Origin of the sequence: Bacillus mobilis, from assembly GCF_001884045.1 — a bacterium.
Lineage (GTDB): Bacteria > Bacillota > Bacilli > Bacillales > Bacillaceae_G > Bacillus_A > Bacillus_A mobilis.
The window spans coordinates 46,928-73,003 of the sequence record NZ_MACF01000051.1; the positions used below are offsets into that span (position 1 = coordinate 46,928).

General features: G+C 35.3%; 25 protein-coding genes and 1 pseudogene. 19 read left to right on the forward strand and 7 right to left on the reverse strand.

Annotated features, from left to right (window positions below; genetic code table 11):
• Positions 1-31 precede the first annotated feature (31 nt).
• The 11 genes from BAQ44_RS08565 (at position 32) to BAQ44_RS08615 (ending at position 12,574) form a co-directional block, all read left to right on the forward strand.
• On the forward strand, positions 32-514 hold the full coding sequence (locus BAQ44_RS08565) for a coproporphyrinogen III oxidase (protein WP_071721492.1): 483 nt from the start codon (positions 32-34) through the stop codon (positions 512-514).
• 223 nt (positions 515-737) lie between these two features.
• The gene (gene tkt / locus BAQ44_RS08570) at positions 738-2,738 is read left to right on the forward strand and encodes a transketolase (RefSeq protein ID WP_063260626.1); all 2,001 of its coding nucleotides are present in this window, start codon (positions 738-740) and stop codon (positions 2,736-2,738) included.
• Positions 2,739-2,894: 156 nt separating this feature from the next.
• Positions 2,895-3,335 carry a sporulation inhibitor of replication protein SirA gene (gene sirA / locus BAQ44_RS08575; RefSeq protein WP_048562540.1) on the forward strand — a complete coding sequence of 147 codons (441 nt, stop codon included), beginning with the start codon at positions 2,895-2,897 and terminating at the stop codon, positions 3,333-3,335.
• 78 nt (positions 3,336-3,413) lie between these two features.
• Positions 3,414-3,635 (forward strand): YneF family protein, encoded by a 222-nt coding sequence (locus BAQ44_RS08580; RefSeq protein WP_001123316.1) that lies wholly within the window; start codon positions 3,414-3,416, stop codon positions 3,633-3,635.
• 124 nt (positions 3,636-3,759) lie between these two features.
• Complete coding sequence (locus BAQ44_RS08585; protein WP_071721493.1) at positions 3,760-5,511, forward strand: ABC transporter ATP-binding protein; 1,752 nt, start codon at positions 3,760-3,762, stop codon at positions 5,509-5,511.
• Positions 5,511-7,274 (forward strand): ABC transporter ATP-binding protein, encoded by a 1,764-nt coding sequence (locus BAQ44_RS08590; protein ID WP_063260629.1) that lies wholly within the window; start codon positions 5,511-5,513, stop codon positions 7,272-7,274. The genes BAQ44_RS08585 and BAQ44_RS08590 overlap by 1 nt, the downstream gene beginning before the upstream one ends.
• 131 nt (positions 7,275-7,405) lie before the next feature.
• A complete protein-coding gene (locus BAQ44_RS08595; RefSeq protein ID WP_071721494.1) occupies positions 7,406-8,455 on the forward strand; it encodes a GH25 family lysozyme in 1,050 nt (349 codons plus the stop codon).
• 199 nt (positions 8,456-8,654) lie between these two features.
• The gene (locus BAQ44_RS08600) at positions 8,655-9,674 is read left to right on the forward strand and encodes a nuclease-related domain-containing protein (protein ID WP_071721495.1); all 1,020 of its coding nucleotides are present in this window, start codon (positions 8,655-8,657) and stop codon (positions 9,672-9,674) included.
• Between the two features lie 6 nt (positions 9,675-9,680).
• Positions 9,681-10,247 carry a hypothetical protein gene (locus tag BAQ44_RS08605; protein WP_084669487.1) on the forward strand — a complete coding sequence of 189 codons (567 nt, stop codon included), beginning with the start codon at positions 9,681-9,683 and terminating at the stop codon, positions 10,245-10,247.
• Between the two features lie 213 nt (positions 10,248-10,460).
• Complete coding sequence (locus BAQ44_RS08610) at positions 10,461-12,188, forward strand: S-layer homology domain-containing protein (protein WP_071721501.1); 1,728 nt, start codon at positions 10,461-10,463, stop codon at positions 12,186-12,188.
• Positions 12,189-12,427: 239 nt separating this feature from the next.
• Positions 12,428-12,574, forward strand: coding sequence for a BC1881 family protein (locus tag BAQ44_RS08615; RefSeq protein WP_000644411.1), 147 nt, complete (start codon positions 12,428-12,430; stop codon positions 12,572-12,574).
• Between the two features lie 425 nt (positions 12,575-12,999).
• On the opposite strand, the gene BAQ44_RS08620 is transcribed toward BAQ44_RS08615, so the two are convergent.
• Positions 13,000-13,200 (reverse strand): DUF3903 domain-containing protein, encoded by a 201-nt coding sequence (locus tag BAQ44_RS08620; RefSeq protein ID WP_061677984.1) that lies wholly within the window; start codon positions 13,198-13,200, stop codon positions 13,000-13,002.
• 141 nt (positions 13,201-13,341) lie between these two features.
• Here BAQ44_RS08620 and BAQ44_RS08625 point away from each other — a divergent pair, with 141 nt between their 5' ends.
• The gene (locus BAQ44_RS08625) at positions 13,342-13,755 is read left to right on the forward strand and encodes an NUDIX hydrolase (RefSeq protein WP_061677985.1); all 414 of its coding nucleotides are present in this window, start codon (positions 13,342-13,344) and stop codon (positions 13,753-13,755) included.
• A gap of 12 nt (positions 13,756-13,767) precedes the next feature.
• On the opposite strand, the gene BAQ44_RS08630 is transcribed toward BAQ44_RS08625, so the two are convergent.
• Together BAQ44_RS08630 and BAQ44_RS08635 are read right to left on the reverse strand one after the other, a co-directional pair.
• Entirely contained in the window at positions 13,768-14,445 is a 678-nt protein-coding gene (locus BAQ44_RS08630) for an LrgB family protein (protein WP_000578956.1), read from the reverse strand.
• Entirely contained in the window at positions 14,442-14,807 is a 366-nt protein-coding gene (locus BAQ44_RS08635; RefSeq protein ID WP_000872363.1) for a CidA/LrgA family holin-like protein, read from the reverse strand. Before BAQ44_RS08635 ends, BAQ44_RS08630 begins: the two co-directional genes overlap by 4 nt.
• A 152-nt stretch (positions 14,808-14,959) precedes the next feature.
• Here BAQ44_RS08635 and alsR point away from each other — a divergent pair, with 152 nt between their 5' ends.
• Positions 14,960-15,865: an acetoin biosynthesis transcriptional regulator AlsR gene (gene alsR / locus BAQ44_RS08640; protein WP_063260634.1), complete on the forward strand. Its 906-nt coding sequence runs from the start codon at positions 14,960-14,962 to the stop codon at positions 15,863-15,865.
• Between the two features lie 63 nt (positions 15,866-15,928).
• On the opposite strand, the gene BAQ44_RS08645 is transcribed toward alsR, so the two are convergent.
• Positions 15,929-16,528, reverse strand: coding sequence for a YgaN family protein (locus BAQ44_RS08645; protein WP_071721496.1), 600 nt, complete (start codon positions 16,526-16,528; stop codon positions 15,929-15,931).
• A gap of 174 nt (positions 16,529-16,702) precedes the next feature.
• Here BAQ44_RS08645 and BAQ44_RS08650 point away from each other — a divergent pair, with 174 nt between their 5' ends.
• The 3 genes from BAQ44_RS08650 to BAQ44_RS08660 all read left to right on the forward strand — a co-directional run bounded on the left by BAQ44_RS08650 (position 16,703) and on the right by BAQ44_RS08660 (position 19,208).
• Positions 16,703-17,269, forward strand: coding sequence for a hypothetical protein (locus BAQ44_RS08650; RefSeq protein ID WP_063260636.1), 567 nt, complete (start codon positions 16,703-16,705; stop codon positions 17,267-17,269).
• Positions 17,270-17,359: 90 nt separating this feature from the next.
• Complete coding sequence (locus BAQ44_RS08655; RefSeq protein WP_071721497.1) at positions 17,360-18,271, forward strand: ABC transporter ATP-binding protein; 912 nt, start codon at positions 17,360-17,362, stop codon at positions 18,269-18,271.
• Positions 18,264-19,208, forward strand: coding sequence for an ABC transporter permease (locus tag BAQ44_RS08660; RefSeq protein WP_063260638.1), 945 nt, complete (start codon positions 18,264-18,266; stop codon positions 19,206-19,208). The genes BAQ44_RS08655 and BAQ44_RS08660 overlap by 8 nt, the downstream gene beginning before the upstream one ends.
• A gap of 41 nt (positions 19,209-19,249) precedes the next feature.
• Here the strand turns inward: BAQ44_RS08660 and BAQ44_RS08665 are convergent, their stop codons facing one another.
• The gene (locus tag BAQ44_RS08665; protein WP_071721498.1) at positions 19,250-20,395 is read right to left on the reverse strand and encodes a M20 peptidase aminoacylase family protein; all 1,146 of its coding nucleotides are present in this window, start codon (positions 20,393-20,395) and stop codon (positions 19,250-19,252) included.
• A gap of 447 nt (positions 20,396-20,842) precedes the next feature.
• Between BAQ44_RS08665 and tnpB the strand changes: the two are divergent.
• A pseudogene (gene tnpB, locus BAQ44_RS08670) lies at positions 20,843-21,966 on the forward strand (IS200/IS605 family element RNA-guided endonuclease TnpB).
• Between the two features lie 74 nt (positions 21,967-22,040).
• On the opposite strand, the gene BAQ44_RS08675 reads toward tnpB, so the two are convergent.
• Positions 22,041-22,949: an EamA family transporter gene (locus BAQ44_RS08675; protein ID WP_063262429.1), complete on the reverse strand. Its 909-nt coding sequence runs from the start codon at positions 22,947-22,949 to the stop codon at positions 22,041-22,043.
• Positions 22,950-23,435: 486 nt separating this feature from the next.
• Between BAQ44_RS08675 and ccdA the strand changes: the two genes are divergently transcribed.
• The gene (gene ccdA, locus BAQ44_RS08685) at positions 23,436-24,143 is read left to right on the forward strand and encodes a cytochrome c-type biogenesis protein CcdA (protein ID WP_063262430.1); all 708 of its coding nucleotides are present in this window, start codon (positions 23,436-23,438) and stop codon (positions 24,141-24,143) included.
• A 90-nt stretch (positions 24,144-24,233) separates the two neighbouring features.
• Positions 24,234-24,740 (forward strand): CcdC family protein, encoded by a 507-nt coding sequence (locus tag BAQ44_RS08690; protein ID WP_001028635.1) that lies wholly within the window; start codon positions 24,234-24,236, stop codon positions 24,738-24,740.
• Positions 24,741-24,802: 62 nt separating this feature from the next.
• Here BAQ44_RS08690 and BAQ44_RS08695 read toward each other — a convergent pair.
• A partial coding sequence (locus BAQ44_RS08695) for a DUF7927 domain-containing protein (RefSeq protein WP_249024723.1) occupies positions 24,803-26,076 on the reverse strand: 1,274 nt, incomplete at its 5' end.

Genomic DNA, 26,076 nt, shown 5'->3' on the forward strand with positions numbered 1-26,076 from the left:
AATAATAAATGTGAGCAATAGGGGGGATAATTTGGCTTTACAGCATGAGTTTGTATTTGTTTCGAATGAAAAAAAAAGATTGGATTTTATAGATATAGATTGGATTGAACGTTGTTTTCTATATAAAGAAGAGGCAACGATAGATGAGTATGTTGTATTAAGTGATGAGCTAATCGTATATCTATTAGATTTTACTCATTGGATTCCGACCTACTATCCAGCGAAAAGAGCAGAAGGATTTGGAATTCACTATTATGGTATTACGAAAATAGAACAGCAAGGGGCAGTGATAGCAGAACAGTTATTTTGTTCGCTAGTTAGCATGTTTTCTTTAGCGCCAGAAACAATCGAATTGACAGGACAGTTTCAATGGGAAAATGATAAAAATACGGATGGAGAATATGAAAGATACGTATTTGATCGAGATAAATTATGCCAAGATTTACAGTCGTTTATTTATTTGCTTCGTAGAGTGAAAAATGGGGAAGGATATATTTTGCATTATGGAATTTGAAAATGATGAATAAATATACAGATAATTCCCTTTCTTTTTAAAATAAAAACAATGAAAAAGTATGTCATATTGAATGCCCATACATTCCTGAAAACCTTGATTTTTTTATGAAAAACCAAAAAAATATCAACATATTTGTCGATACATGTTGTATAATCTTGCGTGGGAAGCTATCATATAAATGTATAAAACGTTTACTAATATAAGCGAAGGGAAGAATAGCATGTCACATTCAATCGAACAACTTTCTATCAACACGATTCGCACATTATCCATCGATGCGATTGAAAAAGCAAACTCTGGTCACCCAGGAATGCCAATGGGTGCAGCACCAATGGCTTATACATTATGGACTCAATTTATGAAACACAATCCAAATAACCCAACGTGGTTTAACCGTGATCGTTTCGTATTATCTGCAGGTCATGGTTCAATGTTATTATACAGCCTACTTCACCTATCTGGTTATGATGTAACAATGGATGACTTAAAGAACTTCCGTCAATGGGGAAGCAAAACTCCAGGACATCCTGAGTACGGTCATACAGCTGGTGTAGATGCAACTACTGGCCCACTTGGACAAGGTATTTCAACTGCTGTAGGTATGGCAATGGCTGAAAGACATTTAGCTGCTAAATATAACCGTGATGCGTATAATGTAGTAGATCATTATACATACGCTATTTGTGGTGATGGAGACTTAATGGAAGGCGTTTCTGCTGAAGCATCTTCATTAGCTGCTCATTTACAATTAGGTCGTCTTGTTGTGCTTTACGATTCAAATGATATTTCATTAGATGGCGATTTAAATCGTTCATTCTCTGAAAGTGTAGAAGATCGTTACAAAGCATACGGATGGCAAGTAATCCGTGTTGAGGATGGAAACGATATTGAAGCTATCGCGAAAGCAATTGAAGAAGCGAAAGCTGACGAAAAACGCCCAACGCTAATTGAAGTAAGAACGACAATTGGTTTCGGTTCTCCAAACAAATCAGGAAAATCAGCTTCACATGGTTCTCCACTTGGTGTAGACGAAACAAAATTAACGAAAGAAGCATATGCTTGGACTGCTGAGCAAGACTTCCATGTAGCAGAAGAAGTATATGACAACTTCCGTAAAACGGTACAAGATGTTGGTGAAACTGCGCAAGCAGCGTGGAACACTATGCTAGGTGAGTATGCACAAGCATACCCAGAATTAGCAAACGAATTGCAAGCAGCAATGAATGGTCTTCTTCCAGAAGGTTGGGAGCAAAACTTACCAACTTATGAATTAGGATCAAAAGCAGCAACTCGTAATTCTTCAGGTGCTGTAATTAATGCAATTGCAGAATCTGTACCATCATTCTTCGGTGGATCTGCTGACCTTGCTGGTTCTAACAAAACATACATGAATAACGAAAAAGACTTTACAAGAGATGATTACAGCGGAAAAAACATTTGGTACGGTGTACGTGAGTTCGCAATGGGTGCAGCAATGAACGGTATTGCACTACATGGCGGTTTAAAAACTTACGGTGGTACGTTCTTCGTATTCTCTGACTACTTACGCCCAGCAATTCGTCTTGCAGCATTAATGCAATTGCCAGTAACGTATGTATTCACACACGACAGTATCGCTGTTGGTGAAGATGGTCCAACACATGAACCAGTCGAGCAATTAGCAGCGCTACGTGCAATGCCAAATGTATCTGTTATTCGTCCAGCTGATGGTAACGAATCTGTTGCAGCTTGGAGACTAGCTCTAGAATCTACAAACAAACCAACTGCTTTAGTATTAACTCGTCAAGACCTTCCAACATTAGAAGGTGCAAAAGACGATACGTATGAAAAAGTAGCAAAAGGTGCATATGTAGTTTCTGCAAGCAAGAAAGAAACAGCTGATGTAATCTTACTTGCAACTGGATCTGAAGTAAGCCTAGCTGTTGAAGCACAAAAAGCTCTAGCAGTAGACGGCGTTGATGCAGCTGTTGTCAGCATGCCATCTATGGATCGCTTTGAAGCTCAAACTGCTGAGTACAAAGAATCTGTATTACCAAAAGCAGTAACAAAACGTTTCGCAATCGAAATGGGTGCTACATTCGGATGGCACCGTTACGTAGGTCTTGACGGAGATGTGTTAGGTATCGATACATTCGGTGCTTCTGCTCCTGGTGAGAAGATTATGGAAGAGTATGGATTTACTGTAGAGAACGTTGTTCGTAAAGTAAAAGAAATGCTTTAATGATTTTAGAAAAATCTCTCCGGCATGGAGAGGTTTTTCTATGTAAATGAGTTTTTTCGACAGAAAAAGTTTTTTATCTCTCCGCAGTCAGACAATCATTGCAAAGTTTCTTCTATATAATGAAGGGAAAAGGTTGTCCAGATTGGGAGGCAAAAGATGAAAACGTATGAATTGTATTTAATTCAAGAGGATATTGCGAAAGCTTACTTTGGTCGTGAATATTTGTTTTTTGATTTATTTGCTCGATTTTCAGAATCTGGGTCCCTTTCGGAGAAAAAAGTGTTATATAAACAAATGATGTATATAACGAGGCCATTACAAGTAATGAAAATTCATCATAAATTAGAACAAGCTTTGCGTGTTCTTGGTAAATATGATCGAACACATCATACACATACACTTTATACAGGGGCGGAATACGGCGAAATAATGGTGAAACCGCACTATATTCGGATGAATACCTCTGGAAATGTTTCTATGGAAACGACTTTCTTTGAGGTGTTGAGAAAGTGTGAATTAACATTTTTAGCTATGGATTATGAAAATACAAAGTACGGATGGCTGAATCCTCTAAAACAAGTACGAACATATGTGTAAAAAATGTCGAATTGTATCTTGTCTTATTGAAAAGGTTTTAGTACACTGTAAGGTAGACAACATGAAGGAGGAAAATATATGCCAATTTGGTTAGGTATTCTAGTGGGCGTAGTAGCACTAGTAGCAGGCGTGGCGTTAGGATTTTTCATTGCCCGCAAATACATGATGAACTACTTAGAAAAAAATCCACCAATTAATGAACAAATGTTAAAAATGATGATGATGCAAATGGGACAAAAACCTTCCCAAAAGAAAATCAATCAAATGATGAGCGCGATGAGCAAGCAACAAACAAAATAAGCGCTAAAGGGCACTCGATAAGAGTGCCCTTTCTTATTGGACTTTTAAAGTGTTTAAAACTTTTAAAAATTCTGCATCTTTGGTAAACTGAAAACATCGCTCATTTTAAGGGAGGAGGATAAAAATGAAGGTATTTATTAATTTAGCTTGGTTTTTTAAACAAGAAAAACGAGCGTACATAATCGGAATTATTATGTTATTTGGTGTCGCGCTTCTTGAACTTGTAGCTCCGAAAGTACTAGGTATTGTAGTAGATGAAATTAATAATGGAACATTAACATCTGAGAAGTTGTTGAAGTGGGTTGTTTTATTAGTAGTTGTAGGGATTACTATGTACATATTACGTTATTTATGGCGTATTATGATTTTTGGATCTTCGTTAAAACTAGCTCGTCAATTACGAAAGAATTTATATGAACATTTTACAAAGATGAGCCCATCTTTTTATCAATCACGTCGTACGGGTGATTTGATGGCGCATGCGACCAATGATATTCAGGCGATTCAACAAACGGCTGGATCGGGCGTTTTAACACTGGTTGACTCATTAGCGGTTGGGGGATGTGTACTCGTAGCGATGGGTTTTACAATTAGTTGGAAGTTAACATTGTTAAGCTTAATTCCAATGCCGATTGTAGCGATTTCGACAAATTATTATGGAACGTTATTACATAAAAGGTTTCATAAAGCGCAGCAATCGTTTTCGGAAATCAATGATAAAGTGCAAGAGAGTATGAGTGGGATGAAGGTAATTCGATCACTTGGACAAGAGAAAGAAGATTTACAAGCATTCCGAAAAAAGTCAGAAGATGTTGTACATAAAAATATGTTAGTTGCACGTATTGATTCGTTGTTCGATCCGACAATCTCACTTATCGTTGGATTTTCTTTTTTAATTGCAGTATGTTACGGGTCAGTATTAGTTGTGAGAGGGGAACTAACTGTAGGGGATCTCGTTACATTTACAACGTATTTAGGTACCCTCGTTTGGCCAATGTTAGCCTTTGGATGGTTGTTTAATATTATGGAGCGTGGGCGTGCTTCGTATGACCGTGTAGAAAAAATTCTCTCTCAAAAATCAGATGTAGTAAATAGAGAAGATGCTGTGCATACAATAGCGAGCGGTGATGTTACATTTGCGGTTGATTCATTTTCCTATAAGAAAAATGAACTGTTACAGCTAGTAGATGTTCATTTTGATTTAAAGAAGGGTGAAACATTAGGAGTTGTCGGACGTACAGGTGCAGGGAAAACGACTTTATTAAAATGTCTAATTCGGGAGTATGATCATTTTAATGGTGGATTAAAAGTTGGGGAGCGGGATATTCGCGATGTAACACTTTACGGTGTCCGTTCTGCCATTTCATACGTGCCGCAAGATCACTTTTTATTTTCAGCGAGTATTGGGGAGAATATTGCCTTCGGAAAGGCGGATGCTACATATAATGAAATTACCCGAGCTGCAGAGATCGCTTGTATTCATGATGATATCCTCCAATTTTCAGAAGGGTATGAAACAGTAGTAGGAGAAAGAGGTGTTTCGTTATCTGGAGGCCAAAAACAGAGGATTTCTATTGCGCGTGCTTTATTAACAAATGCAGAAATTTTAATTTTAGATGATTGTTTATCAGCAGTAGATGCAAAAACAGAAGAAACGATTTTAAATGCATTAAAGAGAGAAAGAGCAGGGAAAACGACGATTATTACTGCTCATCGTTTAAGTGCAATTCAACATGCTAATCTTATACTTGTTGTGGATGAAGGTAGAATTGTGCAACGAGGTACACATGAGCAATTAATGGAAGAAAACGGTTGGTATAAAGAGATGTATGAGAGCCAGCAGTTAGAAGCATTAGTTGAGAAAGGAGGCGTATGATGACTGAGAAGAAGCAGAGTGATTTAAGTAGATTGCTTTCTTATATGAAGCCATATAAAGGGTTGCTATCTTTAGCATTTATCTTTTTAGTTGGTGCAACAGTAACTGAAATGATGGGTCCTTTTTTAATTAAACAATTTCTTGATGAACATTTAGTACCACGAAACTTTGATCAATCGGCACTTGTGACTCTATTTGTTGTATATCTAATTGCTCACTTATTAAAAGTATTATTTACTTATTTAGACTTATTGTATTTTCAAAATATCGCTTTTAAAATTGTTCAAGATATGCGTGTTGAAGTATATGATCATGTTCAAAAGTTGTCATTAAGTTTCTTTGATCGTACGCCGATTGGTACGCTCGTATCGCGCATAACGAATGATACGGAAGCAATTAAAGACTTTTATGTCAGTGTATTATCCACATTTGTCAAAAATGTAGTCTTTTTAATAGGTATTTTAGTAGCAATGTTTTTATTAAATGTAAAACTAGCTCTATTTTCTCTCATATTAATTCCGATCATGTTTGCAATTATGGTGCTATATCGCCGAAAAAGTGCAGCTTTTTATTTAGAAGTACGTAATCAATTGAGCGTGTTAAATGCAAAGTTAAATGAGTCTATTCAAGGAATGAATATTGTTCAAGTGTTCAGACAAGAAAAGCGTATGAGAAAAGAGTTTGAAGAAGTGAATAATAAACATTATAGTGCAGGGCGACGGACGTTAAAGTTAGACGCATTACTTTTACGCCCAGCAACGGATTTAGTTCATATTATAGCAATTGCGTTAGTACTTGGTTTATTTGGAATTGATGCGCTGAAGAGTCCTGTTGAAGTAGGAGTTCTATATGCGTTTGTTAACTATATACATCGTTTCTTCCAGCCTGTAAACGAGATGATGATGAAATTATCATTTTTCCAACAGGCACTTGTTTCATCATCACGTGTATTTCATTTAATGGATGAGAAAGATTTAGCGCCAGTTCAAAAAGGGGATGGAAATCCTCAAGTCGTTAATGGAGAAATAGAATTTAAAAATGTTACTTTTTCGTATGATGGAAAACGTGATGTTTTAAAAAATGTATCTTTTCAAGTGAAACAAGGACAAACGGTTGCTTTCGTTGGACACACTGGTAGCGGAAAAAGTACCATTATGAATTTATTAATGCGATTTTATAATATTAAGTCCGGAAATATTGTAATAGATGGTGTGGATTTAGAGGGATTTGAAGAACGAGAGATTAGAAAGAAAATAGGACTCGTATTGCAAGATGCATTTTTATTTGCGGGAAATGTAAAACAAAATATTCGTATGTACAATGAAGAAATTACGGATGAAGAAGTAAAAGAAGCAGCACAATTTGTGCAAGCCAATACGTTTATTGAAAAATTACCAGAGCAGTATGAAACAGAAGTAGTAGAAAGAGGAGCTGCATTTTCTAGTGGTCAACGCCAATTAATTGCTTTTGCTAGAACGATAGCAACGAATCCGAAAGTATTAGTATTAGATGAAGCAACAGCTAATATTGATACAGAAACAGAAGATGCAATTCAAACAGCATTACAGCAAATGAGAAAAGGGAGAACGACGATAGCCATTGCGCACAGATTATCTACAATTCAAGATGCGGATCAAATCTTTGTTATGCATGATGGAGAAATAGTAGAAAGAGGTACACATCAAGAATTACTGAGTGAACAAGGGTTGTATTATAATATGTATTTACTACAAAATAAAGGAAGTTTACAAAAGGCCTTGTAATTACAAGGCCTTTTACTTTGTTTATAAAATATATTTGTTCTCAATGTCTATAGTATAAACGTCGTGACCCTTTAATAAAGTTGTACATATTGTATGTATACGATATGAAAAAAATTGATAGGAGCTTTTATATGCAAGATAGATCTAGTTCAAATATTACGTTTATCGATGTGTCTCATTGGGAAGGGAATATTGATTGGAATGCAGTGAAGGGGTCCGGTATTTCAGCGGCGTATGCAAAAGCGACAGAAGGTGTGAATAATCTTGATCCTACTTTGGTTCAAAATGTACAAGCAGCGCGAAATGCGAATGTATTAATCGGTGCATACCATTTTGCACATCCAGAACTAAATGATGCAATTTCAGAAGCGAAACATTTTGTGAATATATTACAAAGCAATCAGACAGACTTAATGCCAGTTCTAGATTTAGAATCACCAGTAGATCCGAGTAATAGTAATTTAACTGGTACTGCTATATCTAATTGGGCAAGAAGTTTTATAAATTATGTGAAACAGGCTACTGGAAAAGATGTTATGTTGTATACAGGAGTTTGGTATATTAATGAGTTCGGAATTAGCGGGTTAAGTGATATACCACTTTGGATTTCCAAATATTCTAGTACTCCGCCTGCCGATGCTGGTGGATGGACAGAGTGGACAGCGTGGCAATATACAGATTCAGGACAAATTTCAGGTGTAGGAGGAAATTGTGATGTATCAGCAGCTGTTTCATTAGAAGCTTTACAAGGGAATGGAACAAATGGTGGTGGAAATGTTTCCCCGCCTAGTACTGCTACAGCAGTCTATGGCGTTGCTGTAATTAATGGCGATAATGTAAATTTACGGAGTGGACCTTCTTTGCAATCTAGTGTAATCCGTCAGCTAAAGCGTGGCGAATCATATGAAGTTTTGAACGAACAAGGTAGTTGGCTTGCTTTAGGTGGAAACGAATGGATATACTATGATCCAAGTTACATTCAGTATAAACATTATGTGGCGACTATTACTGGTGATAATGTGAATCTGCGGGATGCTCCATCAATAAATGGAAATGTTATAAGACAGTTACATCATGGTGAGGCTTATAGAGTGTGGTGTAAGCAAGATGGATGGCTTGGTTTAGGTGGAAATGGCTGGATATACTATGATCCAAGTTATATTCAGTATGGTGTACAATAAAATGCACGTAAAAGGTATCTCGCCTGAGATGCCTTTTATTCAGCTATTTGAGGGCAAGCTGAAACGATCAGTAGGGCATGGGGAATACAGTCTCGCTTCATTAAAAATATGTAATTTTTACAAAGTGTATATTGAAAGCATAGTATAATATAATGGATGTTTATAAAAATAAATGAAAATGAAATGAAGGAGTAAAAATATGGATTATGTGCTAATAGGTGTGATTTTATTATTATTAGCTGTAGTATTCGTGCTGTTCTATAAAAATAAACAGCTAGAATCAGAGAGTCAGCAAGTAGAGTTTGAAAAGAAACAAGCAATTGAAACGTATGAAACTGAAATTGCAGCTACGGTTACAGAGCATAAAGAACAACAAAATACATTGAAAAGTATGGAACAGAAGAAATACAATGATTTACAAATAAGTGCAGCTAGAGAACTTGAAAATATGCGTATGATGAAAAATCAATTAGCTGTGCAACATAGTAAAGAACGTAGTGAAGTGCAAGAAAAGCATAGTAACGAAATACATATGTTTCAACAATTAATTGCAAATTTGCGAGAGTATACGAAAAATGGAGCTGAAGTGAATACACACGAAACATTACATTATATGAAGCGAGGCTTTGTAGATCAAGGCATGATACTAGATAATGAATTTCATATTATGCCGAATGTTTTTATTAGAAATCAGCACGGCGGAAATGATTTTCGAATTCATCATCTTGTTTTAAGTAAAACGGGCATGTATCTACTTGAGACGAAAGAATGGACAGGTAAATTAATTCATGGCTTAACGAAAGACAATGCTAGTATTTATTCATTTATGATTGATGAAATTGGCAAGTATCAACAAGAGGAAGAGAAAGAAGAGACGTTTGAATGCATAACAGGTGAAGAGTCATTAACGATACAAGTGAAAAATGAAGGGAATCCAGTATATAGAGCGAAGAAACTATCTCATATTCTATACAATTGTTTGAAAGAAATCCAAGTTGATATTGTAAAGGAAAACGTAAAACCGATTGTATATTTTTATAATGAGAGTGGGAAAGAAGTGCTAGATCTTTCTGAAGAAAAAACGCCGAGATTAAAGGATAGAGAGCAAATTGTAACGTTCTTCAGAAATGAGATTTTAACAGGGAAAGTAATATATACAGATCAAGAGTTAGAAAAGCTCCGAGAAATCATTAACCGGATGAATTATAAAATGAATTAAAAAGAGGTGGGATTTCTGAGTGCTATATTAAGGGGTATTTTGTATGTTTATGTTTGTTTGTATATACTAATGTATCTTGCGTTTATGTTTGTTATTGATTCGGTTCATATGTCAGTAAGTGTAAAAAGTATGTTTGTAGTAGTCATGCCATTAGCTATATTAGTTGTGATTCAAAAGTTCGTCTTACGTACGTCTGTAAATCGTAATACAGAAAAGAAGCAAATGCTAGGTGTAATGATAGTAGGATGTATTCTATTGTTGGTGTGCACTGCACAATTAAGTATGAATACATACACCTCAAAGTTTAATCAAGATCGGTGGTTACATGCTGAAGAAAAACGGGTACATATGGTAGATGATCTAATGCGAAAATATAAATTAGCAGGGAAATCAAATGAAGAAATTACAAAATTACTAGGAACGCCTACTGAAACAAGAAATGGAGAAGAAGGGATTATCACTTCGTACTATCTTGGAAATGAACGTGGTTTTATTTCTATCGATAGTGAACAGCTTGTTTTACAATTTGATAGAGATGGTAAAGTTATGGAATATAAGGTGCATAGAGATTAAAGAAACGTAGAAAGAAGCTATATATTATAGCTTCTTTTTATATTCCAATATAGTAAATGTATGCAAATAGTAGTCATTCCTATCTATACGAATCGGAATGAGTCTGTTATATTGTAAATGGTTATGTAGTTTAATAGTTTACTAGATGATTTATATTTTAGTTGAGGAGGGGGAATTTAACACGAATTTAATTATGACGTGTTAAGTATTATGATGAAAAAAAGATTTTATAATGTTTTAGCTGCATCGATTGTATTTAGTATGGTAACGATTCCAAATTATTCCTATGCTAGCGAGCTTGAAAAAACTGTGACAGTTTCAACTGATGAACAAGCTTTAAAAAGTATTGAAAACCAAATGAAAGATGAAGATGGTCGAGGAGAAGATAAAGGAGTACAAAATGAAGTGCCAGGTGAATTTCTTGTACATATAGTGAAAGAGGTACCTTTATATGATTCTAGTAATCTTCAAAAAGAAGCAGGGGTTCATATTTCGAATCAAGTCGTAAAAGCTGAAAAGAGAAAAGGAAACGCTTACTATGTTCGGACTTCATCTGGAACTGGATGGATACAAAATAGTGAGGGGAATGTAGAGGTTAAAGAAGTTCATACGTTATCAAGTGAAAAGTTAGTTATTAATGAAGAAACCTCTACATACTCTGAACCATTTACTTCATACAAAGAAGAAAATGTATTGGAGCCACAAATCATTCAAGTAATGGGACAGGCGGGAGAATGGTTCCAAGTAAAAATAAATAATGAGATGAAATGGATTTATTCACCTTCAGCAAAATTTGAAGGAACAAAAGCTTCGCTTATTCAAGAGGTAACACCAGCACGTACAAAACGTGCAGCAGTTATGTATGCTGCACCAATAGAAGAGAAAACAACGGATATTTATGGTGTAACTTTAAAAGAAATGATTGTACCAAAAGGAAATGAAAATATCCGTCCTGGTTATGCGATGAAGCCGAAGTATATTACGATTCATGAGACAGATAATTACCGTGTTGGGGCCAATGCTAAAAACCATGCAGTATATTTATATAACCAGGCAACGGGAACGGAAGATCGTTCAGCGTCTTGGCACTTTACGGTAGATGATAAAGAAATTTATCAACATCTTCCATTAAATGAAAATGGTTGGCATGCCGGAGATGGAGCGGAAGGAACTGGAAATCGAGAATCCATTGCGATTGAAATTGCTGTAAATGAAGATGGTGATTATAATAAAGCTGTTGAAAATGCTCGTAAATTAACAGCTTATTTAATGGGAGAATTACATATTCCTTTAGAAAATGTGAAGAAACATCAATTTTGGAGTGGGAAGAATTGTCCGGCTATTATGATTAAAAATAATGCGTGGGAACCATTCTTACAAGGAACAAAAGTTTATTATGATGCGAACCATAAAGATGATATAACAGGTGGTTGGTACGAAGCAGACATTCGTGAATTAGATAAACGCGGTATTATGGTTGGGGATGGAAAGGGCTCTTATTGGCCAGAGCGTCTTGTAACACGTGGTGAATTTGCGAATTTAATTTCAAGATCATTGCAGTTACCTGAAGGGTCATCGAATTTTAATGATTTAAATATAGCACATCCATCGCTAATAGATGGTATTAATCGTGCAGCAACTGCCGGGATAATAAGTGGTAGAGGGAATGGGACATTTGCTCCAAATGATACGATTAAACGAGATGAAGCTGTTATCATGATTGACCGTGCACTGCAATATAAAAAAATTAAAGGTAACTTAGTTCCATTACCATTCTCGGATCAAGATTTAGCATATGATAAACAAGCTGTACAACGTGTTTATGGATTAGGTATTGTAAAAGGAAATGAAAATAATGAATTTATGCCGAAAGGTTCTGCAACACGTGGAGAATCGGCAGCATTTATTAATAGAATGTTAAAAGTAATAGAAAGTAAGTAATGAAAAAGCATTCGCTGTTGCGAGTGCTTTTCTATTTTTCAATACGTTATGGAAGGGAGAGAAAGGTTTTGGGGTGAATAAGGAATGAAAGCGGAGGTGAGGCATATATATAGATGCGTTGGGTTGTTTTTATCGTGCATAAACGGAAAGCCCGATTATAATCAGTGCGGAGTGGACTAAACCTTTACTGATTAAACTTTCACTTTAGCATATTGTAAAAATGAAGAGGAGGTAAGACGGTGAAAGCTATACCGACTGATGTCTTGAGTAAAGAACTGATGGAACGAGAAGGGGTTATATCTATTACAGTAAAGGAATTTGAAAAGATAGAAGTAGCTGGAGTAGTAGTCGCTGGTCCTGCGGTTATTTTGATTAATCAAGACTAAGTACATAGTATCAATCTAGACAAGTATGAAAGCATCCGTTCAGGGTGCTTTTGAAGTTTTCAATGATTATGACACTAGTTTTCGCTGGATGTATGTTATGGATGGAATAAAAATAATATAGCAAACTAATATGTTTTACGAATGAATTATGTAAGTAATTCATATTTCCCATATAAAAGGATTTGCTTTAATATAATGAGTGTAAAGTTCGAGTATTCGAAGTACTACTTGAATTATATCCCTATCCCTTTTCTAAAAATGCGAACAAGTTTTGCCCTATTCTATTCAATAATTAATTGCATAGAAATATATTGTTCGATGACCATTATGGAACGTACATAATGGGAAAATCCCGATCCTTAAAGAGGATGCCCCTAATCTTCATGTGAAAATATGATCGGATAAGAAAGCTGACCAATTTATGGTCAGCTTTCTTTTTGTTCAAAAGTTATTTCTTCTTTAATTTCTGTTTGCAATAGTAAAGCTTTTCCGAAACGACGTTTGCATTCCGCACGTACTTTTTCAATGGCTAGTAGCTGAGTAGTGGCGGGAACCGTTACGATAGCTTGGCGCGGTTTTCGATTTTCTTCACAAAAGACACATTCCACAACATATTTAGAAATCATATTTTCATCCTTCCGTTTTTAATTTCTAAGAAGGGATTGTCTATGAAGTTGATGTAAACTTTCGTCATTGTTTTACTATTTTCCTCTTTTTTCAAGGGGAAAATAAAAAGGAAGACGAATAGTAGTAGGGGAGGGATGTATATGGAAAGATGGGTAGGTTGTGCGGCAGTATGTGTAAACGAAAGAAATGAAGTTTTAATGGTGTTGCAAGGGCAAAAAGGTGAAGAAAAAAGGTGGACTGTTCCAAGTGGCGGGCTTGAAAAGGGAGAAACACTAGAAGAATGTTGTATTCGAGAAGTTTGGGAAGAAACAGGTTACAATGTGGAAATTGTAAATAAAATATACGAAAAAGAAGGTATTACATACGGGGTTCCTGTATACGTTCATTATTATGTTGTTAAAAAAATAGGCGGTAGTATGAAAATTCAAGATCCTGATGAATTAATATATGAAATTGCTTGGAAGAGGATAGATGAGATGAAGGAATTAACGCTATCATTCCCGGAAGATTTTGAGATTTTAAATACATATATAAATAAAAAAGCGAGTGTTTAAACACTTGCTTTTTTAATGTATCCACGATAAGAAAAGCGGAACGATAACTAAACTAGCTCCCGCTGTTAAAAGCATAGATAAACTTGCAATCGTTCCTTCTACAGGACCGATTTCGAATGCTTTTGATGTGCCGGTTCCATTTGCACTCGTACCTAACATAATGCCTTTTGCGAGTGCTGTTTTAATACGACATATGCGTATGAGAGAAGGACCGAGCAATGCTCCTGTTAACGCAGTTAAAACAACAAATACGGCTGTTAATTGTGACATACCACCAATCATTTCTGAAATAGCCATTGCAATTGGTGTTGTTACAATATGAGGTGCTAAACTATGTTCTAACGATGAATCAATTTGAAAATAATTTGCTAGTAGTGCTGAAGTAATAACTGATAAAAACGAACCGACAATGACGTTAAGTAAGATAGCTATTCCATGTTTCTTGAGTAAGTCAAAGTATTTATAGATTGGCCATGCAAAAGCAACTGTTGCAGGCTTTAATAATTCAGTTAACCATTGACCACCTGTTTCATATGTTTCATAAGGTGTGTCTAGTCCGAGTAATAAAGCAATTAAAATAATAGGACAGACGAGAAGAGGAGAAAGTAAGCTCCAATTCCAGCGTTGATACATTTTCTTCGATATCCAATATGTGAATAGTGTTAATAATAAACAAAGAAAGCCGATCATTGTGTTGATCCTTTCCGCTTTAGTAGCAATTCTGTTAAGAGTCCTGTAACTAAGGTAACGCAAAGCGTGCTAATCATAATAATTAAAATGAGATCGATTCCATATTGTGATAGTGTATCTTTGTAGCGTATGACAGCGACTGCAGAAGGAATGAAAAATAAAATAAGTTCTTTTAATAAAAAGTCTGCTCCGTCTTGTATCCACTCTTTTTTCACTAGGTTAAATTTTAATGAAATTAATAATAAAAAAATACCGATTATACTTCCTGGAACTGGGAGGTGTGCCTGTTTTGCAATCCATTCACCTGTCCAAGCGAAACAAAATAATAATAAAATTTGTCCGCTTAATTTCCACCATTTCATACAGTAACGACCCCTTTCTTTTTTTACATAAAAATTGTAAAAAAGAATTAACAATTTCTACTATACGTTCATTCGAAAAATTTGTCTAATATATAAATTATATGTTATTAATATATTAGATGTATTAATCGAAAGTGAAAAGGGTGTCCAAAATGGAATTACGGCATTTGCAATATTTCGTTGTAGTGGCAGAGGAGTTACACTTTGGACGAGCAGCTGCTCGTTTACAAATGACACAACCACCGCTTAGTCAACAAATTCAGCAATTAGAAAAAGAAATGGGAGTTATGTTATTTTCAAGAACGAAGAGAAAGGTTGAATTAACAGAAGCTGGAGAAATGTTTTTAAAAGAAGTAAAAAAAGCGTTTGAACAAATTGAAAAAGCAGTAGAAATCGCACAAAGTGCCCAAAGGGGAGAAGTGGGATCACTTTCAATTGGTTTTGTAGGTGCGGCGATATATGATATTTTACCATCTATCGTAAGGGAGTATAGAAAGAAATTTCCGAGAGTGTCTGTTGCACTACATGAACTGTCAACACCAGATCAGGTGCATGCACTTCACGATAACCGTATTGATATTGGTTTTTTACGTCCGCCAATTCCAACACAATTGCTGGAGTTAGAACCAATTCAAAGGCTTTCTTGTACGTTATGTTTACCGAAGGCACATCCACTTGCTGAAAAGGATGAAATACATATTGAAGATTTAAGAGACGAACCGTTTGTATTTATTACAAGGCCTGTATGGCCAGCGTTATACGATACAATATTATCACTTTGCCGTGACGTCGGTTTTAGTCCACATATTGTACAAGAAGCGACGGAATATCAAACAGTTATGGGACTTGTAGCGGCAGGAATTGGAATTACGGTAATACCTGTATCGGCAAATAAATTGTATAAAACAGAAGTCGTATATAAAGAGTTATATGATTCGAATTTTGTTGCAGAAATGTCAGTAGCGTACAAAAAAATGAATACTAATCCAGAACTTTTAGAGTTTTTAAAAATTGCAAGAGAGAAGAAAAGAATAGAAGTTGAGGATGAGGTTAATTAATTTGTTTAAAAGTACACCTCGTTAAACACTAAAGCGGAAATGCAATACTATTGCATTTCCGCTTTAGTTTGCTTTTTTTAGTTCTATACTAAAGAGATAAACATGTTCGTTTTCTTGTAATAGTTGGTCAATAGCATTTTTTTCCTCAAGCATTGGGATTCTTACGTTTTCTTTATTCGTTTTTATTATAGCTGTTAAAGTCGTTTTTTGATTATATTTTAATTTTATAGCAGATTGAAGAGTAGTAGATGCAGAGCTATTTATACTTGGAGGTGCTTCTTCAGGAACGAGCATGGAACTACCTTCAATATTAACATACCAATTTTTTTGCTCTTGTATATCTTTATCGAGTTGGGATTGAGGTGGTAAAAAAGAAAGCTTTACTTTCTTTTTTGGAAAATGTGAGGTAACTGTATTCACAATTTCGTTTGTTTTTTTACCATTTTGATAATGGTCAATTGTAGCATGTATTTCATCTTTTTCATTTTTAAGTGTAACGCTATAAAATATGCTGTTTCCTTCTTGAAAAGGTGTCATTTGTAAAATAGAAGATTGCTCTTCTGTTAATTTGTATGGCTCAACAATCGCGATCTCATTGTGTTTAAGTGGGCTACAACTTGTGAGAAATAATAAAAACAAGATTGATAGTAATTTTATACGCATGCAATCCTCTCCTTTTTACAATTATATTCTTAATATGATTTTTTTACCATTTTATTTTCTAGGACTAAAGACTTAGAACAAATTCAGATTGTAGTGCGATGTTTAAAATGTCATATTTTTATACACTTGTAGTATAGAATGAGTTTGTTATGAAGTAAGGTAGGGGAAGAACATATGTCTTTATGTCAGTTAGTGAGAAAAAATATAAGAACATTTGCTGCCAAAAGGATGAAGCAATTTATGTGGGTTGCTATGATTACTATGATTTTATTTTTTATGATATCGCTCCAATTTAATGAAGTAGTTGTTGAGGAATTAGGGACTATACTTTTATTTCAAATGTGTTTTTATACACTGTTTCTTATATTCATTTTTATATGTATTTTTACTACATATAAAATAACGTTTTCTCTTCTGCAAGTGAGAAAAGAGGAAATTAAATCTTATGTAGCAGAGAATAGGAACGTAATATGTTTATTATGTCAGGAGCAATTATTCATTTATGGCGCGTCGTTTGTTTTTGGATTAGTTAATGGGATGTTATTTTTGAAATTATTTACGATTATTTTTATGAAACTAGTAGGAATACAAGGGATAAATAGTGCACCGATTACAATATATGCAATAGTAGTTGTTAGTATAATTATGATTGTTATCGTCTTATTATCGATGATGCAATGTTTTCGATTTGTTCAAAGTTTACAAGATAAAAATTCATTTCATTTCAAGAAAAAGGCATGAGAAATCATGCCTTTTCCTATTTTACACATAAAAATAATCATGTTACAGTGTAAAGACCTGACAAAGAATGGGAAGGAAAGGTTGTATAGAATGACAAATGAACAATCGATTGTAAAGGTTGAGCGATTAACGAAGCGAATCGGCTCAAAGACACTTGTGGAAAATATTAGTTTCGAAGTTAAAAAAGGTGAAGTAGTTGGTTTGCTCGGACCAAATGGTGCTGGAAAAACGACTTTAATGAGAATGATGGTCGGCATGATTCGTATGACAGAGGGAGAAGTTTGGATTGACGGCCAATCTGTAAAACAGCAATTTGAAAGTACTGCTTCGAAAATTGGAGCAGTAATTGAGACACCGGAGTTTTATCCTTTTTTGAGCGGCTATGAAAATTTAACATATTTCGGACGAATGAATGGTAAGGTGACAGAAGAACGTATCGATGAAGTAGTGAAATTGTTAGGGATGGGACAAGTAATTGACCGCAAAGTAAAAGCATATTCACTTGGTATGAGACAACGTTTAGGAATTGCTCAAGCGCTTATTCACGATCCAGATGTATTGATATTAGATGAACCAACGAATGGATTAGATCCTAGTGGAATACATGAAATGAGAATGTACATAAAGAAAATTGCACATGAACAAGGAAAAGCGGTACTTGTATCTAGTCACTTACTTTCAGAAGTTGAATTAATGTGTGACAGAGTTATCATTATTCAGCACGGAGAATATGTGGCGACGCAAAATATTCAGCATAATCAAGGCGAAGAGATGGAGACAATCCGTATACGTGTAGATGATGCGAAAAGAGCAGCAGAATTGTTAGAACAAGATGTTTTAATAAAAGGTAATGATCTACTTATTACTGTAAAAGATGAAGAAATCCCAAATGTTATTCGTACATTGCTTGAGAAAAACATTCAAGTATATCGTGTATATGAAGAAAGAAAAACGTTAGAAGAGCAATTTTTAGAATTAACAGGGGGAAAAGATATTGTTTAATTTAGTGTATAACGAACTGTATAAAATATTTAAGCGAAAGCGAACGATTATTCCATTTGCAGTTATTGCAGTATTAATAATTGGATTAGGATGGGTTACGGTAAAGTATCTGGAACCAGAAACAAAAGGATGGAAAGCCGATTATACAGAAAGAACTGTAGAAATTGAGAAAAAGCTAGGCATGAAAAAAGAAGCTATTTTAGCAGAGCGATCTGGAGATGAGCTTGTAAAGGAATATCAGCTGAAGATGAAGTATTTGGATACAGATACAGCACCGGCAAGCAGTTCTCCGCTTTCTTTCATGAGAGATACAGGTTTTATCGTATTTCCAATATTGCTCCCATTTATCCTCGTGTATGCAAGTACAATTTTTGCGAATGAATATAGCTGGGGAACATATAAATTTTTAACGATACGACCAGCAAGTCGATTTAAAATTTTGACAGCCAAATTTTTAGCAATCGTGATATTTGCAGCATTATTGTTTATATTTAATATGATTTTCTCGACATTATGTGGGCTTGTTATTTATAAATTCCAGCAGCCTGCATGGAGCGAGTTTATTTTCCAAGATGGAAATATTATAAAACAAAATATTTTTGTAGAAGCTAGTAAGTATTATATTTTATCTTGGTTGCCGACGATTGTGTACGCAGCGTTTGCATTTATGATTTCTGTGTTAACAAGATCTAGTGGAGGCGCGATTGGAATTTCGCTATTCCTTGCTTTATCAGGAAACATTGCATTACTAGCAGCAACTAGATATGATTGGGCGAAATATTTATTGCCAGCAAACACAGATTTATATAGTATTGCAAAGAATGGAAGTTTTATTGATGGAGTAACGTTCCCGTTTGCTTCATGTATGTTATTACTATATTTATTTGTATTTTTAAGCATTTCCTATACCGTATTTTTAAAACGTGATTTAACTTAATAAAAAAGGAGCCGTTAAGTATCTCTTAACAGCTCCTTTTTTTATGCAAATTGTTTGAGTGCTTTTTCAGCTAACAAAGCGAAGTATTCTGCACTTATAGGTAATGCTCGTTCGTCTACTGTAAAAGCGGGATGATGCCATTCATGTGTACCACTCGTTCCCATAAATACGAATGAACCAGGTATTTCTTGTTGATAAAAAGAAAAATCTTCTCCGGCCATTGAAGGAGTAGGGGAGATGATATTTAAATTCATTGTTTCTGCAACTTGAGTCGATAAGTTTGTTAGAAATGTATCGTTATGAACAGCAGGAGGCCCTGCATAAAAACGAAATTCTGTTTTTACACCTAATGCATCAGAAACCCCTTGAATAATACGTCTCATTAGTGCAGGAATTTTTTCACGTGTTTCCGTTTGGAATGTACGTACAGTGCCTTCCAGTGTTGCTTGTTCAGGAATAACGTTCCACGTATTTCCTGAATGGATGTTTGTAACACTAACGACTGCATTATGAGATGAACTTATATTCCGGCTTACAATTGTTTGCAGTGCCATCACAATTTGAGAGGACGCGACAATAGGGTCTACCCCAGCATCTGGTACAGCTGCATGTGTACCAACTCCGTGAATTTCAATTTCAAATCGATCAACCCCGGCCATGAGTGGACCATCTTTAATACCGATTGTACCTACTGGTAAATCAGGTTTATTATGCATACCGAAAATAGCTTGCACATCACGTAAATGTCCGGCTTCAATTACTTTGCAAGCACCATTGCTACTTTCTTCAGCTGGCTGGAATATAAAGCGTACCGTTCCGCTAAGAGAAGATTCTTTTTCCTTTAATAAATAAGCGGCACCAATAATTGCAGCTGTATGAAAATCATGCCCACAAGCGTGCATCTTGCCGTGAATTTTTGAAGCGTACGGCAAATTTGTTTCTTCTTGAATAGGAAGAGCATCAATATCAGCACGTATTGCTATAATCGGTCCGCTATGATTCCCCGAAATTTCAGCAATAACGCCTGTTTCTAAACTAGAATTAATAATCGTAATGTTTTTCGCTGCTAACCAATTCTTTATAGCTTTCGTCGTTTCAAATTCTTCGTATGATAATTCTGGATGCTCATGCAAATTTCGACGAATAGAAATTAGTGCCTCCGTTAATTGCTCTAGATTTGCTACCACTTATCATGCCCTCTTTCTTAAATAAAGTCTTTACATTAAGTATACAACAAGAAAAGAGAGGTTTCTTAAATGAAAATCCTCTCCCATTTTATCATTTCCCGACAGAAAACTCCCACCTCAAGGAAGGGGTAGGACATGTTCCAATGAGTAGGTGGGAGCTGAATGACGATTAGGCAACAGCCTAAAGGTTCTTCTTGGTGAAGAATCAGTTAAGGTACCGGTATCGTAATCAGTTCGTTCCTATAGAAAGAAAATGTTATAGCTCAGAGGGATTTTTACATCTACGAAATTGTTTCATTTGTATTTTTTTGAAAGGGACAGAGGACTTTCAAAAAAAAGAAGAAATAATACGTGATCAGTATTATTTGGTTATATCATGATATCGTTCCCATGCATATCATGAAAAAGATTGTAAACAAATAAAAAAAGGAAGTGAGGTGAAAAGCGGTGCTTATCCATAAAGCGTATCAGTTTCGGATCTATCCTAGTTTAGAACAAAAAAATAGCTATTACGAAAACAATTGGTTGTTCACGATTTGTATTTAACTGCTTTTTGGAAAAGTGGAATGATAGATATAAAGAAACAGGAAAAGGGTTATCCTATGGCACTTGTTCTTCGCAATTACCTACTCTCAAAAAAGAATTTGTATGGCTAAAAGAAGTAGACAGTATCGCTCTTCAATCTTCTCTTCACAACCTAGCTGACTCGTATGCAAGATTCTTCAAAAGACAAAGCACCTCGGTTTAAATCGAAAAACAATAAAGTCCAATCCTATACAACGAAACATACAAATGGAAACATTGCGATTATAGATAATAAATTGAAGTTACCGAAACTGGGTCTTGTCAAATTTGTCAAAAGTCGTGAGATAGAAGGACGAATTTTGAGTGCTACTGTCAGAAGGAATCCAAGTGGAAAATATTTTGTCTCGATTCTTGCTGAAGCAGAAGTACAAGAATTGCCGAAGACCGATTCCACTGTTGGTATAGATGTTGGTGTGAAAAACTTTGCTATTCTTTCAACGGGTGAGGTATTCGGTAATCCAAAATGGTCTCGGGTATTAGAAAAGAAACTCGCTCATGCCCAGCGTATTCTATCTAGACGTACAAAAGGCGGAGCGAATTGGAATAAACAGCGAATGAAAGTCGCTCGTATTCATGAACGAATCAAAAATGCAAGAACAGATTACTTGCAAAAACTCTCTACAAGAATCATCAAAAACCACGATGTGCTTGGGATAGAAGATTTGCAAGTATCGAATATGTTACAGAATCACAAACTAGCGAAAGCGATTCAAGAAGTATCATGATCACAATTCAAAGCGATGTTGTTGTATAAGGCATGCTGGTATGGGAAACAAGTGATTGTGGTGTCGAAAACATTCGCTAGTTCCCAAACATGTTCGCATTGCGACTACAAAAATAAAGATGTGAAAAGCCTGAACCTGCGTGAATGGAAGTGTCCTTCTTGTGGTATGTATCATGATAGAGATGTGAATGCAGCGGAAAATCTGAGAAAAGAGGCCATAAGGCTCCTAACCGTAGGGATTACGGGGATTGCCTACTCATAAAACTGAGGGATACCTTAGTTTTCGTAGGAATCCCCCACTTCAAACAGCTCGTTAGAGTGTTAAGTGGGGGTAGTTCAAGCTGCCAAATTTTTTTGTGTATGATGTTTACGATAACGTCCACGCATTGCATAGGCAATTTGCGGGATTGCAATACCGATTAAAATAAGTGATACACCGAACCATTGTGAAGATAGCACAGCTTCTTTTAAGACGAATACAGACATAATTGTTGTAACCGGTAGTTCTGCTGCACCAAGAATAGTTGCTAAGCCAGAACCGATCTTTGGAATACCAATTGTAAAGGCAATAGAAGGAATAACGATACTAAATGTTCCTAAACCTAAACCGTATTTCCAAAGTCCTTCAGAAATTGCACCGTTAAAAATAAATGTTGGCGGGAATACAATCATTACTAAAGTTAAAGCGCCAGTCATTAAGAGAACACCGCGCGGTAATGAAGGTACTTCAACAGCAACTTTTCCGCTTACGAAAATGTATGTTGCGAATGTAACAGCAGATAATAAACCTAGTATGATTCCGGTCATATCGAAATCACCTGCTGATTTTTCTAGTAAACCACTTGATAAAAATGTACCTGCAAGTAAAAAAATAACGGAAATTACCTTTTCTCTTGAAGGTAATGTTTTTGTTGCGACTGCTTCAATAATAATTCCGACCCAAACGAATTGGAATAAAAGTATAATTGCAATAGAGGCTGGTACAGTTTTTAATGAAGCATAATAAAAAATTCCAGTGAAACTTGCAGATGTACCTGCAACGAATAAAATTAACGCTTGTTTTAATGGAACACGATGTCTAGAAAATAGAAGTGTAATAGCAAGCAAAATAATCCAACCGAACAAATATTGGCTGCCAATTACCTCTCCAAGTGAAAATCCTTCTGCATATGCAAGTTTAACGAAAATGGCTAAAATCCCATAACTACACGCTCCTAATAAAACTAAAAGAGAATAACGAAGCATGAAAAATTCCTCCCATCTATATGAAATTGTTCCTAACGGACATATATAACTAGAGGGAAGTATACAAAATTAAAAATAAAGGGTCAAATAAAAGAAAAGTGTGACATTTTATAGAATAATAATAAAAGTATGATATTTATGCATAATCTTGAAATTAATAATAATAAAAGTATTATAAAATCAGCTTTGTATTGTATAAAGATAGCATTTGAAAAAAATATTTTTTAATTAATATGTATGTAGACGTACTTGTAACGTGCTAATCATTTGAGAAACTATGTTACCTTTGTTATGTTAATAACAATTAGAGAGGTTTCGTAGTTCAATTGAGATTTTTCTATATAATAGAAGGAAATGAAAACGTTTTTTTAGAAACTTTGTGAAAGAGTAGTTTCTCTTATTATTACGTTGGAAAAGTGATTTCACGAATTGTTCACAGTATTTTTATATGTTTTTGCTACAATATGTAAGGAGAGGAGTGGAACAATGCAAGATATTAGTATTTTTTTAGCGTTTGGCGCTGGTTTTTTATCATTTATTTCCCCATGTTGCTTACCGCTTTATCCGGCATTTTTATCGTACATAACAGGTATGTCGGTTTCTGAGTTGAAAGAAGAAAATGCAATGCTTCGCAAGAGAAGTATGATACATACGGCGTTTTTCTTACTTGGATTTTCAATTATATTTATTGCAATTGGATTTGGTACAAGCTTTATCGGAGGTATCTTTACAGATTATAAAGATTTAATTAGACAGTTAGGTGGTATATTTATCATCGCGTTCGGTCTTATTATTGTCGGTGTGTTTAAACCGAAATTCTTAATGCAAGACCGTAAATTTACGTTTAAAAATCGCCCGAGCGGCTATTTTGGATCCGTTTTAATTGGATTGGCATTTGCTGCAGGGTGGACACCTTGTACAGGACCTATTTTAGTATCTGTCATTGGATTAGCAGCAACGAACCCAGAATCAGCAATGATTTATATGATTGCATACATACTTGGATTTGCTATCCCATTTTTCGTGCTATCATTCTTTATTACAAAAATGTCTTGGATTAAAAGAAATAGTATGAAATTCATGAAAATCGGGGGATACGTTATGATTGTCATGGGTATCTTCCTATACTTTAACTGGATGACGAAAATTATCGTATATTTCTCAAGTTTATTTGGTGGTTTTACCGGTTTTTAGTATTATTCTGTGAAAATGTTGGAAATACTAACGGAAAAGCATATAATGAAAGTATATTTTGCATATAGCCACAAAAAAGGATGAGAAAATATGAACATAGTTGTTTTATCCAGTATCGTTGCTGTTTGTATGGCTGTCGGTGCGATGTTTATTCGTTTAAAAGCAGCTAAGAAACCTGCAACATTGAAAAAAATTATACTTCCACCATTTTTTATGAGTACGGGAGCATTGATGTTTGTTTTTCCAGAATTTAGACTAACTCCAGCAGAAATATTAGAAGCAATTGGCGTCGGTTTGTTTTTCTCTATTTTTCTTATTAAAACATCTAAATTTGAAATTAGAGGACAAGAGATTTATTTGAAGCGTTCAAAAGCATTTGTTTTTATATTAATTGGATTACTTGTCGTACGGATTGTATTTAAAACATACTTAAGTCAATCCCTTGATTTAGGACAACTTAGTGGCATGTTCTTCTTACTGGCGTTCGCTATGATTGTGTCATGGAGAATTGCTATGTACCGTTCCTTTACGAAATTACAAAAGGAAATGGAAAAAGAAGATGGTTTTTATAATGAAAAAGATATGAAATTAACTTAAAAACTGTATATGTATAACATAAAAAGACAGCGTTTTTTGACGCTGTCTTTTTATTTATATTGTTAACATCTTCTGTCCCAGCCGCGTCGTATAAAACGTTCCCCATTAAAGAAACAATTTAAATTTGGTGATACGAAAGGACCGATAAACGGAATAATATTTGGTTCTGTAGTCTCATCGACAGGGATAGGTGGTTTAGTAGGGTCAGGTCTTAGTGTATAGCGAATGCGAGCGGTATTTCGAATGAGACCATTTCTTGGCTCTGCTGTTACTTGAACAATAAAACGGACAACAACGGATTCACCTGGATTAACAGTTTCAATAAGAATACCAATAGTCGGATTACTTCCAGGACGTGAAACGCCGTTTACTGTTACTGAATTTGGATAGAAAGTAACTTCGGGAGGCAGTGGATCGGTAATGAGTACATTATTAGCAGGAATAGCGCCATTATTAGTAAAGGTAAGTGTATATGTGATGAAGTCACCAAGCTCCACGCTATTTACATTCGCTGTCTTAATAAATGTGTTTGGCTTATTAGGGTTTACTTCTATCGTAATTGGTGGTGTTGTTGTCGTTGTTGTGACAGGTGGTCTAGTAGGATCAGGTTGAGAAGTATACGTAATGGATGCGATATTTGTAATCATTCTATTAGCTGGAAGTGTAATAACCTGTACTTGGAATGAAATAGTTACTGATTCTGCTGGATTAAGAGTTCCGACTGGAATTCCTGTGGATGGATTTGCGTTTGGAACGGGAATGTTATTAATTGTGACACTATTTGGAATGAATGACGTGCCGGCAGGAAGTGAGTCTGTAACAGAGATATTAGTCACAGGAATCGTACCTTCATTTTGGAATGTGATAGTAAATGTAATCGTATCACCTACTGACACGATGGATTTATCAGCGGTTTTTATCGGATTAATAGTGCCAACGTTTACAGGGGTAATTGTAGTAGGTGTAGGCGTAGTAACGGATACAGGTGGCTTAGTAGGATCAGGTTGGTATTGGAAGGAAATGTTACCTTGGTTTTGAATTTCTCCGCTTGGTGGAATTGAAGTAACAAGGACACGGAAAGAAATCGTTGCGGATTCAGAAGGAGCAAGTGTTGAAATCGGGATGCCTGTGGATGGATTTGCGGTTGGTTGCGGCACATTGTTTATGGTAACACTATCTTGAATGAAAGAAGTACCGACAGGAATTGTATCAGTTACAACAATATTATTAGCAGGAATGGTACCTGTATTTTGGAGTGAAATCGTATACGGTGCGAGACGTTCTCGAGTAAGTAATGCGGGAGCATAGGCGACAACGAGGACTATTCTTAATTGTA